The organism is Brevundimonas sp. UBA5866, from assembly GCF_002432125.1.
GTDB lineage: Bacteria > Pseudomonadota > Alphaproteobacteria > Caulobacterales > Caulobacteraceae > Brevundimonas.
This window is the reverse complement of record NZ_DJFS01000069.1, coordinates 1-13,185: the sequence shown is the minus strand read 5'-3', so window position 1 is coordinate 13,185 and position 13,185 is coordinate 1. Positions and strand designations below refer to the sequence as shown.

The 13,185-nt window shown below is 62.9% G+C and carries 7 protein-coding genes; 4 read left to right on the top strand and 3 right to left on the bottom strand.

What is annotated here, in order from left to right; translation table 11 throughout:
- Positions 1-30 precede the first annotated feature (30 nt).
- On the bottom strand, positions 31-5,028 hold the full coding sequence (locus tag B3H86_RS07545; protein WP_292052511.1) for a cadherin domain-containing protein: 4,998 nt from the start codon (positions 5,026-5,028) through the stop codon (positions 31-33).
- A 313-nt stretch (positions 5,029-5,341) separates the two neighbouring features.
- On the opposite strand from B3H86_RS07545, the gene B3H86_RS07540 reads away from it, so the two are divergent.
- On the top strand, positions 5,342-6,421 hold the full coding sequence (locus tag B3H86_RS07540; RefSeq protein ID WP_292052510.1) for a catalase family peroxidase: 1,080 nt from the start codon (positions 5,342-5,344) through the stop codon (positions 6,419-6,421).
- The gene (locus B3H86_RS07535) at positions 6,418-6,969 is read left to right on the top strand and encodes a cytochrome b (protein ID WP_292052509.1); all 552 of its coding nucleotides are present in this window, start codon (positions 6,418-6,420) and stop codon (positions 6,967-6,969) included. Before B3H86_RS07540 ends, B3H86_RS07535 begins: the two co-directional genes overlap by 4 nt.
- Before the next feature lie 52 nt (positions 6,970-7,021).
- On the opposite strand, the gene guaA is transcribed toward B3H86_RS07535, so the two are convergent.
- Entirely contained in the window at positions 7,022-8,584 is a 1,563-nt protein-coding gene (gene guaA, locus B3H86_RS07530; RefSeq protein WP_292052508.1) for a glutamine-hydrolyzing GMP synthase, read from the bottom strand.
- On the bottom strand, positions 8,581-9,978 hold the full coding sequence (locus tag B3H86_RS07525; RefSeq protein ID WP_414632842.1) for a dihydroorotase: 1,398 nt from the start codon (positions 9,976-9,978) through the stop codon (positions 8,581-8,583). Before B3H86_RS07525 ends, guaA begins: the two co-directional genes overlap by 4 nt.
- A gap of 1,179 nt (positions 9,979-11,157) precedes the next feature.
- Between B3H86_RS07525 and dksA the strand changes: the two genes are divergently transcribed.
- The gene (gene dksA / locus B3H86_RS07515) at positions 11,158-11,586 is read left to right on the top strand and encodes an RNA polymerase-binding protein DksA (RefSeq protein WP_292052598.1); all 429 of its coding nucleotides are present in this window, start codon (positions 11,158-11,160) and stop codon (positions 11,584-11,586) included.
- A 185-nt stretch (positions 11,587-11,771) separates the two neighbouring features.
- Positions 11,772-12,995, top strand: a complete 1,224-nt coding sequence (locus tag B3H86_RS07510) for an ISL3 family transposase (protein ID WP_292052506.1) — start codon at positions 11,772-11,774, stop codon at positions 12,993-12,995.
- Positions 12,996-13,185 lie beyond the last annotated feature (190 nt).

Genomic DNA, 13,185 nt, shown 5'->3' with positions numbered 1-13,185 from the left:
GAAATCCGGAGGGTTTTCCATGTCCTATGCCTACTGTCTGGCGCGGAAGGTCAGCATGGCGCGGTTGTCCGAACGCCCCTCTACCACACCGCCGGTCACATCGACCGCCCATTCCAGATTGTCGTTCCGGCCAAAGATGTACTGATAGCCGACGCCGATCATGTTTCGCGTTCTGCGATCAACGGACTCAAATCTGTAGTCTATATAGCCCCCGCCCGAATGCTCTTTCCGGGCCATCAGGCGACCGCCGAACTGATAGCCGCACGTCAGGGCGCTATCGCTGGCCGAGGTGTCTTCGCACAGCACGCCCGGACTCAGCCTTAGGCTGGACTGCCATCCCTTGGGATCATTGCCCCAGAGGTTGAGCTCACCCGAAACCGGAATGCTGATGCGCGTCATGTCCACGTCGCCGACCGCGAACATCACCTTGCGCGTTTCATCCCCGGCCGTACCGATCAGTCGCGCCTGGCCCAGATCCTCGGTAGCGCGTGACAGGATGATGTCCGTTGTAAGCAGCACATCGCGAACCTCGATATCACCGCTCAGCATCGCGCCATAAACCTGACGTCGACCCTCCATCTTGCCTGTCAGATCAAAACCGGTTTGCTGCAGGTCGAAGTCGTACCATGCCCGGCCGAAGCCCGCGAAAGCCCCCGCCCTCAGGTTCTCGGCCAGTCGTGCCTTCACATAGCCGTTGATCTGCAACGTGCGGTCACTGATCGAACTGTCCGCAAACGAGGGCAGATCGTTGTTGGCAAAGCTTCCCATCAGGCCGAGCCCCAGGGTCAGGTCCTGCCTCACTTCCGTTTCAACGCGAACAGACGCCAGACCACGGCGGGTCCAGTCACCGTCATTGTGGGTGATGGCCGCGCCCGCGTTGGCAATGACGCGGTAACGTGCCGTGCAGTGCGTCTTGGCCCAGTCCAGCGAACTGCCCTGGTTGAACTCGTTCAACTGCATGCCCGGTGTCAGCTTGCCCTGCGCGGCGCTGGCCTCACAGTCAGCGATGTCGCGGAACACGCTTTCATTGAACGACAGCATGTCGCCAAGGCTGTTGAACGCATAGGTGCGAAGGTCTGACCTCAGTTCATAGGCGATGGCCGCAATACGGTTTCCGACCTCGTCAACATCGGTGATTTCGACCGTCAGCGTATGCTCACTGGCGTTTTCAAAGGCGTCGGTGGCCCGAACGACGACTATGTAGGTATTGTTCTTGTCGCTGTCGTTCGGTGTCTCGTAGCTTTGCGGATCCAAAAAGCCCAGTTCGCCGGTCGCGGTGTCGATCGCGAAAAAGGCCTCGTCCGAGCCTCCGGCCAATGACCATTTCACCGGCTCGTCAGCCGTGAAGGTCGTTACCTCGGTCAACCCTTCGGGCAGGCTGATGCGTGAACTCGTCGCGCCTGCAACCCCGTCCGGCCCTGTGATCTGCGGCTTGGTGTCATCCAAGTCTTCCACAGTGACAACGACCGTCACTACGGCATCCAGATCATTGCCGTCCCTGGCGGTAACCTCCAGAACATAGACATTGTTGGCGTCCGCATCCGTCGGCGCTTCAAAATCAGGGGCCTGAATGAACGAGAGGGCACCGTCGCTGTCGATCTTGAACAGCGCCCGATCGTCACCGCCGGTGATCTGCCAGTTGACAGGGCGGCTGGAGGCAAGGGTTGTGACCTCGGCCTGATCCTCAGGTACCGCAATGGCCAGATTGCCCTCGACCGTCGCGCCACCGGGGCCGGTAATGATCGGTTTGGTATCGACCAGATCCAGTACAGTGACCGCAATCGTCTGCGTCGCGATCTCGTTATTGGCGTCCGTGGCCGTGATCTCGACCAGATAGACATTGTCCTTGTCCGCGTCGGTCGGCGTCTCGAAATCCGGCGCGGTGATAAAGGTCAGAGCGCCCGTTGAAGGATCGATTGTGAACTTGCCGGCATCCGCACCGCCGCTGATCGTCCATTTTACCGGACGGTTGGCGCTCAGGCCTGCAACAGCCGTCTGGTTCTCGTTCACCGATACCGTCGAGGCAGACGCCCCTGCCCCGCCGCTGGGCCCCGTCAGTACCGGCACAGGTTCCGGCAGGTCCAGCACCGTCACCGCGACCGACTGGGTGGCGGTTTCATTATTGGCGTCCGTGGCCGTGACCTGCAACCGATAGACATTGTCCGCATCGGCATCGGTCGGATTCTCGAAATCCGGGGCCGTCACAAAGCTGATCGCGCCCGTAGTGACATCGATCACGAATTTGGCGGCATCCGCCCCACCCGTAATCGTCCAAGTGACCGCGCGATCGGCGGACAGGCTGGTTGCCGCCGTCTGGTTCTCATTGACCGAAACGGCAGAGGCCGCAGCCCCAGCGCCCCCACTGGGGCCGGTCAGCACAGGCACAGGCTCGGGCAGATTCAGTACCGTCACCGAAATCGTCTGGGTCGCGACCTCATTATTGGCGTCGGTGGCCTGCACCTCCAGCACATAGACATTGTTGGTGTCCGCGTCTGTCGGAGCCTCGAAGTCGGGGGCCGTCTTGAAGGTGATCGTGCCGCTGGCCGCATCGATATTGAACCTGCTGGCATCCGCCCCGCCCGATATCGCCCATACGACGGTCCGGTCTGCGGACAGTTGGGTCACGGCCGTCTGGTTCTCATTGACCGAGATGGCCGATACGCCCGCCCCCGCGCCGCCGCTGGGTCCCGTCACCACGGGCAGCGTTTCCGACACGTTCAGCACCCTGACCGACACCGTATGGGTGGCTGTCTCATTGTCGGCATTGGTCGCCGTCACCACCAGCACATAGACATTGTTGGTGTCGGCGTCGGTGGGGGCCTCGAAATCGGGGGCCGTCTTGAAGATGATCGTGCCGCTGGAGGCGTCGATATTGAATTTGCCGGCGTCCGCCCCGCCTGTGATCTGCCAGCCGACCGTGCCATTGGCCGTCAGCGTGGTGACCGCAGTCTGGTTCTCGTTCACATCGATTGAAGAGGACGCCGCGCCCGCGCCACCGCTGGGGCCGGTGATGACGGGTGCAGGCTCCGGCTCGTCGAGAACCGTCACCGAGACCGTCTGGGTCGAGCGTTCGTTATTGGCGTCCGTCGCCGTGACCACCAGCACATAGACATTGTCGGTGTCCGTGTCTGTCGGGGCCTCATAGTCCGGTGCCACCTTGAAGGTGATCGCACCGGTCGAAGCATTGATGTCGAACTTGCCGGCGTCATCGCCGCCGGTGATCGCCCACGCCACGGTCTTGTTGGCGCCCAGAGTGGTCACCGCCGTCTGGTTTTCGCTGACCGAAACGCCGGAAGCCGCCGCACCGGGGCCGCCACTGGGGCCCGTAATCACGGGCTTCGCCTCTGCGACGTCCAGCACTGTGACATTCAATGTCACATAGGAGACCAGACCATTGGCACCGGTCGCCGCCAGCTTCACCTGATAGACATTGTCGCCATCGGCATCGGTCGGCGCTTCGAAGTCGGGCGCCACCTTGAAGGAAAGGGCACCCGTGGCCGCGACAATCGTGAATCTGTCGGCATCGTCACCGCCCGAAATGGCCCATGTGACGGCTGGCGAAGCGGTCAGCGTCGTGACAGCCGTCTGGTTTTCGTCAACGGAGACCGCTTGTGTCGCCGCGCCGGGCGTGCCGCCGGGCACGCTGATCACCGGCGGATTGTCAGGCACGTCCAGAACAGTCACCGAAATGGTCTGGGTGGACGTCAGCGATCCCGCATCCGTAGCCGTAACCACCAGCACATAGACATTATTGGTGTCCGCATCGGTCGGCGCTTCGAAATCCGGCGCAGCGACAAAGGTGATGACGCCCGTCGTCGCATCGATGCTGAATTTGGCGCGGTCAGCCCCGCCCGTAATCGACCAGCTGACCGGACGGTTGGCCGTGACCGTAGTCACAGCCGTCTGGTTTTCATTGACCGAAATCTCTGACGCACTGGCCCCTGCACCGCCGCTGGGCCCTGTTATCGTGGGGGCCACCGCCGTGACATTCAGGCTGATCGAGACAGGCGTGGACCAGTTATTGGCGGCATCGGCCGCCTGAATGACATAGGTGAAACTGTTGGGCAGGATGTCGAAGTCATTTCGCGATACCCCCGCCGCAGCGCCTGCTGCGGTCAGACGAACAGCACCCGTATTATCGATGGTGTAATAGCCGTCGGCACTTGTCTGACTGGAATTGGCGGCAAAGCGGAACTGGGTCACGCCAATAGCATCGGTCGCCGCCACAGTGGCCACCTTGGCTCCGGCGACCTGGTTTTCTGCATACGAAAACGTCTGGTCCGCCGTTACAACGGGGGGTGTGGTATCATCGACAATGTTGTTGAATTCATAGCCCAGACTGAAATCCAGTCCGAAATAGGCCGTGCCTGTATAGCCCAGATCCCCGAGCTTGACCGTGACGCTTGACGCAGAGGTGTAAAGCACGCGGGCACGAATGAGGTTGAACTCATTGGTGCCGGGTAGATCGGTAAAGTTGCCGCCGACCGTCGTCTTGAACCGCGTTCCGCCCGCCACGTTCTCGAGTTGGATATAGCTACCGCTCGCCAGCGCATAGCTGGCAAAGCCGCTGAAATCGGTGAACTGCCGACCAGCAGTGTTCCCGCCTGCACCGTCAAGATCGTAGGTATTGATATAAAAGTTCTGCAGCGTGGCGGGTGCGCCCTTGTCATCCAGAAAGTCGATGCGGAAGGTCACCGAACCGCCAGCAGAGCTGATGTTCACACTGGGCTGGAAAAAATTAGTCTCACTATAGGGCTGGCTGGTGGAATCGAAGCTCGTGACAGTCGCCCTGTCCAACCCGACAATTGTGACACGGGCATCGATCCGCGTGCCATCGATCGTGATGACGTTGCTGTAGGTTCGAGTGGAATTGAGGACCATGCCCGTCCCTGTTCCCGATCCCGCAAACAGCAGGGGCTTTCCGCCGACGTCAAAGATTTCCGCATGCGCATGACCTGCGCCGACCGCCAACAGGACGGCAGCCGATGCTGACGTCATCCAGGCACGGATGCCCCGCTTCTTTGACATTTATCCCCCACACGCCCCACGACGCGAAAATCAGAAACGGAGATAAATCGTCACGATTAATGACATATGTTTATGGTAAAGCTTAATTCCGGATTCTGTTGTTTTTTAAACTGATTTCCTGAAATTTATTTGTACTGACAGTCGGAAAGCTAGCACGAGTGGCCACAACGCCCCACTAATGGAATCCACCATACCGTGTGCCGCGCCGTTACCGCCCGACCAAGGTCACGCTCAATTGTGTGGCGCGGACAGATCGTTTCATGATGGCTGAACGTATTGAGCCGGTTAAGTACCATCACAGGGGCAAAGGGCCATGACGGGCAAGAAGGCTGGCAAGGGCGGTAAGGTCCTCGCATTTGCGGGCATAGGCGTCATCGCGCTGGGGCTGTCAGGGGCATTTGCATGGAGCGCGGGGCTGGTCGGGCGACCCGTCACCACCTCCACCTTCCTCAAGAATGTGCCCGAAGACTTCCCCGCCGGATATCGCCGCGCGCACGGTCGGGGTCTGTGCTTTGCCGGCACCTTTACCCCCACGGACGAGGCCGCCGGTCTATCGACCGCGACGGTGTTCAGCAGCGGCGAAATCCCCGCATTGGGCCGTTTCAGCTTTGGCGGTGGCAATCCCCATGCGCCGGACCTGGCAGGGCGCACCCAGGCTATGGCCTTGATGCTCACCGGGCGTGATGGCGACCAATGGCGGATGAAACTGAACAACATCCCCTATTTCGTGACGCGCGACCCCGAGGGTTTCCTGGCGCGCGGGGCGGCTTTCAAACCCGATCCGGCGACGGGAGAGCCCGATCCGGCCAAGGTCGAGGCCTTCCTGAAGGCCTATCCCGAAGCGGCCAAATTCCTGGCCTGGGAGAAGCAGGCCGCTTGGTCCGGCAGCTTTGCGGGCGAGACATTCAATGTGGTCAACGCCTTCATCTTCACCAATGCCGAGGGACAAAAGATCGCCGTGCGCTGGTCCCTGCAACCGCGTCAGGCCTTTGTGCCGCTGAGCGAAGAAACAAAGGCCAGCGCTGGTCCCAACTATCTGTTCGACGATCTGAGAACGCGGGTGAAACAGGGTCCGCTGCTGTGGGATATCGTGGCCCAATTGGCCGAGCCGGGCGATCCGGTCGATGATCCGTCCCAGCCGTGGCCGGACAGCCGCCGCAAGGTGACGCTGGGCACCCTGACCGTCACCGAAGTCTCCGATCAGACCAACGGCGCGTGCCGCGATGTGAACTTTGATCCGACACTGGTTCCGGCAGGCATGGCGCTGTCGGACGACCCCGTGCTGAAAACCCGCGCGGGCATCTATGCCCACTCCTACAACGCCCGCGTCAGAGAGATCGGCTATGGCCGCGCCACCGACGCTGTGGGCCAGCCGAAGGGAGACGCCCGATGAGCCGCCGCCGTTCGAGCGATCACAGGACACAGTTCAACCTGCTGGCCCGTCTGCTGCACTGGCTGATGGCGGCGGGTGTGCTGGCCATGCTGTTCATGGGTGTGGGGATGATGTCGTCGCTGACCCTGCGCCCTACCCTGCTGAACCTGCATCAGAGTTTGGGTCTGGGGCTGCTGGTGCTGGTGGTCATCCGGTTGGTCAACCGTATGATCTCCGGCGCGCCGCCCCTGCCGCCGTCTGTGCCCAAGGTGCAGCGCCTGATCGCGGGGCTCAGCCACTGGCTGCTCTATGGGTTGCTGTTCGCCATGCCGATTATCGGCTGGGCCATGCGCTCGGCGGGCGGTTGGCCCATCCGGCTGGCTGATGGCGTGATCCTGCCGCCCATCGCGCCGGTCAATCCGACCCTGTACGGCGTGCTGCGCGATGCTCATGGCCTATTGGGCTGGGCCCTGTTCGCCCTGGTGGTCGCCCACCTGTCCGCCGCCCTGATGCATGCGTGGGTGCTGAGGGACGGTGTATTTTCAGCCATGACAGTCCGCAAAGCCTGATCCCGAAAGACAAAGGGCCGGTCGATAACGACCGGCCCTTTTCATTTGTAGCTTATTCCCACTCGATGGTGCCCGGAGGCTTCGAGGTCACGTCGTAGACGACGCGGTTCACGCCCGGGACCTGATTGATGATGCGGGTGGCCGTGCGGGCCAGAACTTCCCACGGGAACTGGAAGAAGTCGGCGGTCATGCCGTCGGTCGAGGTGACGGCGCGCAGTGCCAGAACCTTTTCATAGGTGCGGGCATCGCCCATCACGCCGACGGTCTTGACCGGCAGCAGGACGGCAAAGGCCTGCCAGATTTCGTCGTAGAGACCGGCCTTGCGGATTTCGTCCAGATAGATGGCGTCGGCGTCCTGCAGGGTCGCTACGGCGTCCGGCGTGATCTCGCCCGGAATACGGATGGCAAGGCCCGGTCCCGGGAAGGGGTGACGGCCTACGAAGGCGTCGGTCAGACCCAGCTCACGGCCAAGGGCACGGACCTCGTCCTTGAACAGCTCACGCAGCGGCTCGACCAGCTTCAGCTTCATATAGTCCGGCAGGCCGCCCACATTGTGGTGCGACTTGATGACCTGCGACGGACCGCCCGAGGCCGACAGGCTTTCGATCACGTCCGGATAGAGGGTGCCTTGGGCGAGGAATTCCGCGCCTTCGATCTTGGACGACTCTTCATCGAACACTTCGACGAACAAGCGGCCGATGGTCTTGCGCTTGGTCTCGGGGTCCGAGATGCCCGCCAGAGCGCCGAGGAATTTCTCGGAAGCGTCAACGTGGACCAGCGGGATGTTGTAGTGCTCGCGGAACAGGGTCGTGACCTGTTTGGCCTCGTCCTTGCGGAGCAGGCCGGTGTCCACGAACACGCACGTCAGCTGGTCACCGATCGCCTCGTGGATCAGGACCGCCGCCACCGATGAGTCCACGCCGCCCGACAGGCCGCAGATGACCTTGGCGTCGCCGACCTGTTCGCGGATCTTGGCGACCTGCTCGTCGCGGTAGGCGGCCATGGTCCAGTCGCCGGTCAGGCCAGCGATGTTGAACAGGAAGTTCTTGAGCAGTTGCGCGCCGCGCGGGGTGTGCGCCACCTCGGGGTGGAACTGCACGGCGTAGATCTTCTTCTCGGCGTTGGCGATGGCGGCATAGGGCGCGCCTTCCGAGGTAGCGATAACCTCGAAGCCTTCCGGAATGGCGGTCACGCGGTCGCCGTGCGACATCCACACCGGTTCCTGCTCGCCAGCGGCGGCGATGCCGTCGAACAGCGGGCTGTCCTTGACGATGCTGATGTCGGCGCGGCCGAACTCGCGGTGGTGGCCGCTTTCGACCTTGCCGCCCAGTTCGGCGCAAATCAGTTGCTCGCCGTAGCAGATGCCAAAGATCGGCGCGCCGTATTCAAAGACCTTGTGGTCGACGCGCGGGCTGTCCGCTTCGGTGGTCGAGGACGGACCGCCGGAGAAGATGATGGCCTGCGGCTGCATGACCTCAAGGGCTGTGGTCGCCTTGGTATAGGGGTGGATCTCGCAATAGACGTTCAGCTCGCGCAGGCGGCGAGCGATAAGCTGCGTCACCTGACTGCCGAAGTCGACGATGAGCACCTTCTGGTGTTGGGTCGGCTGGGTCATGAATGCGAATCCGTTACGGGCGTTGCGGCGGGGTCTAGGCCGGATACGGCCTGTTGTTCAAGTGCGGGCATGATGGCGTTCAGGCCGTCGCGCTCCAGCGCGGCCACCAGCGCGTACTGCACCAGCGGCAGCCCGGACGGAGCCTGGGCATAGGGCTTTTGCTTCTCTTCCCAGGTATGCGGGGCATGGTCGGTGGCCAGCACGTCGATCACATCATTGGCCAGCGCCGCGATGAGCGCCTGGCGGTCGCTTTCTTCCTTGATCGCCGGGTTGCACTTGATCAGGTTGCCCTTCTCCTTGTAGTCGGGACGGGCGAAATGCAGGAAGTGCACGCAGGTCTCGGCGGTGATCTGCTTGCGGCTGCCATCGGCGCGGATCAGCGGGCCGGGCTCGAACAGCTTGAGCTCGTCGGCGGTGGAGATGTGCAGCACATGCAGGCGGGTGCCGTGCTTTTTGGCCAGTGACACCGCCAGTTCGGAGGACTTCAGGCAGGCGGCGCGCGAACGGATGTCCGGGTGCTGTTCGGCGGTCAGCGCATCGCCGTACTTTTCTTCGTACTGCGCGGCCAGCGCGTTGATCATCGGCGTGTCTTCGCAATGGGTGATGATCGGGGTCGGGCAGTCGCGGAAGATCGCGTCCAGCGTCTGCGGGTTGTCCACCAGCATGTTGCCGGTGGAGGCGCCCATGAATACCTTCACCCCCGGGGTGGCTTTCGGGTCCAGTGCGCGGATGGCTTCCAGGTTGTCGTTGGAGGCGCCATGGTAGAAACCGTAATTGCCCCAGGCACGCCCCTCGGCCAGCGCGTACTTGGCCTCCAGCGCGGCCGAATCCAGGGTCGGCGGGTTGGTGTTGGGCATGTCCATGAAGCTGGTCAGGCCACCGGCAACCAGTGCCGCCGATTCACTGGCGATATCGCCCTTGTGGGTCAGGCCCGGTTCGCGGAAGTGGACCTGGTCATCGATCATGCCCGGCAGCAGCCACTTGCCGGCGGCATCAATGACGGTCTCGCCCTGGCGTGGGGTCAGTCCAGGCGCAATCTGCGCAATGCGCTCGCCTTCGATGCGCAGGTCGGCGGCATAGCTGCGGCCTTCATTGACCAGGCGGGCGTTGATGATCAGGGTAGAGGACATGGGGGCGTTTCCTGTGCAATGGCAGCGGACGGTGCCGGGGACGGGGTCATAGCCACCCGGGTGCAGCGGGTGGCAACGGGCCAGGCGGGTGGTGGTCAACCAGAGACCGCGCAATGGGCCATGCTGTGCGATGGCGCCCATCGCATATTCCGAGCAGCTGGGCACGAAACGGCAACGGGGGCCAAGCATCGGGCTGATGAAGGCTTTATAGACGCGCAGCAGGACGATGAGCAGTCGTGAGATCACCTGCAGATGATAGGCCACTTGGCAAAGTGGCGGCCTTGTCGCAGGATCAGCCCTGCAGGTTTGGTTTCCTTGACGGAGACCGTGATGACTGTCCGGCATGCAGGTGCGGCCGGTGGGTCCTGATCGGATACGGCAGCAGGGAGGCTGTCGCTGCGGCGGCGGCGTAGGGTTTTTGGCTCCGAGGTTGCCCGCCCCGGTCGGGTACGTTATAAAGGCCCGCTTCCCGGGCCCCGGGGGAACAAGGAAGAGCGTTTCGTGGCTGCGACTAAAATTGCTAAGCAGGCCGCAAAGGCCGCCAAGAAAACTGCCAAGCCTGTCGCCAAGAAGGCGGTAACCGCGCCCGTCGTAAAGAAGGCAGCGGTGAAGGTGACCAGGCCCGTGGCGAAAAAGGCTGCCGGCAAGGTGGCCGGGCCTGTGGCCAGTAAGACGGTTGTCAAACCCGCCGCCAGGACCGCCGCCCCCAAGGCCGTGGTCAAGGCTGCCAAACCGGCAACCAGCAAGGCCGTGACCAAGACAACCAAGGCGGTGGCCAAGAAGGTTGCCACCAAGGTGGGCAAGCCTGTAGTCAAGAAGGCTGTCACCAAGGCGGCCAAGCCGGCAGTCAAGAAGGCTGCCACCAAGGTGGCCAAGCCGGTAGCCAAGAAGGCTGTCACCAAGGTGACCAAGCCGGCAGTCAAGAAGGCTGCCACCAAGGCGGCCAAGCCGGCAGTCAAGAAGGCTGCCACCAAGGCGGCCAAGCCGGTAGCCAAGAAGGCCGTCAGCCCAGTCAGCAAAGTGGCCGTGAAAAAGACGCCCGCCAAGCCAGCCGGCAAACCGGCCAGCACCCTCGTTGCCAAGGCCACGAAGACGGCCAGCAAGAAAACCACCGGCGCGGTCAGCACGACTGCCCAGGCGGCTGTTCCGGCGCCGCGCAAGCAGGCGGCAACACGCAACATTGCCTCCTCTTCACCGGCCGTGGTGAAAAATGCGCGCCCTGTAACTCAAGCATCATCGCCGGGCGCCACTGCGGCTCCCGTACCCAAATCCAAGCAATCCGGTAATCCTGTGTCTGTTTCGAAAACTGCTGCCAAGACCGCTCCCAAGACTGTTGCCCCGGCCAAGCCGGCGGCACGCCCCATCGGCAAGGTGGCCGTGGCGGTAACCTCGCCTGTGCGTGCCAACAAGGCCGCCCCGCAATACAAAGTGGTGGACTACGTGATGGATGAGGCAACTGGTCGTCCTCAGATCCCCGCCGGCTACAAGCCGTCGGCCGACGAGGAGTACATGAATCCGCTGCAACAGGAATACTTCCGCCAGCGCCTGATCAGCTGGCGTGCCGAGCTGGTGGAAGAATCCAAGCAGACCATTGAAAACCTGCGTGAGGAAGTACGCGATATCGGGGACGAGGCCGAACGGGCCACCCGTGAAACGGAGAACTCGCTGGAGCTGCGTACACGTGACCGCTACCGCAAGCTGATCGGCAAGATCGACTCCACCCTCAAGCGTCTGGACGCCGGTGACTACGGCTACTGCGTCGATACCGGTGAAGAGATCGGCCTGGACCGTCTGGAGGCGCGCCTGACCGCCGAGCGCACGATCGATGCGCAGGAGCGCTGGGAGCACCTGCAGAAGCAGCAGGGCGACTGAAAGCCCATTGGCCTTGCTCCGGCAAGGGCCGGATCGGCATGCGCCGCGGTGGCTGATCGCCAGCGCTTGAAAACCCCACACGCCGTTGTGGGGTTTTTTATGGTTCTTCTCCCAACTGAGGGGAGAGAGGCGCACGGCCGACCGGGCAGAATTGTTGTTCTCGAGGCAACAAGCTGGGGCCGGCCGTGGCCGACGGGGATTGTATTGCGCAACTGGGTGGCTGGGCGGGATATCGGGTGGCGGGCTGGCGGCACGAGCCACGCGCAGCTCGTCGCTGGCTGATCTTGGAGCTGACGCCAGCACCTGACCAGGTTCGCTGCTGTAGCGGCTGCGGCGAGGCGGTTGAGGCGATTCACGACCGCACGGTGCGCCGGATCCGCGACCTGTCGTTGTTCGAGGATCCGGTGGAGCTGGAGGTCGAGCGGTTGCGGCTGGCCTGTCCACGCTGCGGCCCGCGGCTGGAGCAGTTGGACTGGCTGGAGCGGTACGCCCGGGTGACCCGGCGGCTGGCCGACAGCGTGGCCCGGCTGTGTACGGCAACCTCGGTGAGGTATGCCGCCCACTGGCACGACATCGACTGGAAGACGGCCAAGGCGATCGACTTCCGGACGTTGGAGCGCCGCATGGGGCCAATTGACCTGGACGGCGTACGCCGGATTGCGATGGATGAGTTCGCGATCCAGAAGGGCCATCGCTACGCCACGGTCGTGGTCGACGTGGAGCGCAAGCGGGTGCTGTGGGTGGGCCGTGGCCGCAGCCGCGCCGAGGTGCGGCCATTCTTCGAACTGCTCGGGCCCGAGCGCTGCGCCCAGGTCCAAGCCGTGGCGATGGACATGAACACGGCTTACGACCTGGAGGTCCGGCAGCACTGTCCGGATGCCCGTGTGGTCTACGACCTGTTCCACGTAATCGCCAAATACGGTCGCGAGGTGATCAGCCGGGTGCGGGTGGATGCAGCCAATCAGCTGCGCCACGACAGGCCGGCACGCCGGGTGGTCAAGCGTTCGCACTGGCTGTTGCTGCGCAACCCGGGGAACCTGAAGGACAACGAGCAGATCCGGCTGGCCGAGGTGCTGGAAGCCAACCAGTCGCTGATGGGGGTCTATGTGATGAAGGAACAGCTCAAGGCGCTATGGAACGTGCCGACGGCCTGGGCCTGGCGCAGGGCCTGGAAGCAGTGGCTGCGCCACGCCCGGGAGAGCGGTATCCCGACCTTGATGCACTTTGCAAAATGCCTGCGCCCCTACTGGCGCGGCATCCTCAGCCGGGTCCGCTGGCCGATGCACACCGGCCTGGTCGAAGGCATCAACAACCGGATCAAGGTCATCAAGCGCATCGCCTACGGCTACCGCGATGACGCCTACTTCTTCCTCAAAATCCGCGCTGCGTTCCCCGGAATTGGGAGATGAACCTTTTTTATTGCGCGTGCTGCCAATGGACAGGGCGGGTAGCGGCGCTGACGCGCCGCCCGCTGCAGGCTCAGTCGCCGATGCTGATGATGCTGCCGACGTTGCGCGCGTAGTCCAGCGCATAGGCCAGCTCGCCAGTGCTCTGGGCGTGCAGCAGCAACAGCGGCTGGCCGGCCTGTACCTGCTCGCC

Coding starts and splice junctions, on each gene's coding strand:
- B3H86_RS07545 (WP_292052511.1), bottom strand. CDS start 5,028: ATGTCAAAGAAGCGGGGCATCCGTGCCTGGATGACGTCAGCATCGGCT.
- B3H86_RS07535 (WP_292052509.1), top strand. CDS start 6,418: ATGAGCCGCCGCCGTTCGAGCGATCACAGGACACAGTTCAACCTGCTG.
- B3H86_RS07540 (WP_292052510.1), top strand. CDS start 5,342: ATGACGGGCAAGAAGGCTGGCAAGGGCGGTAAGGTCCTCGCATTTGCG.
- guaA (WP_292052508.1), bottom strand. CDS start 8,584: ATGACCCAGCCGACCCAACACCAGAAGGTGCTCATCGTCGACTTCGGC.
- dksA (WP_292052598.1), top strand. CDS start 11,158: ATGGATGAGGCAACTGGTCGTCCTCAGATCCCCGCCGGCTACAAGCCG.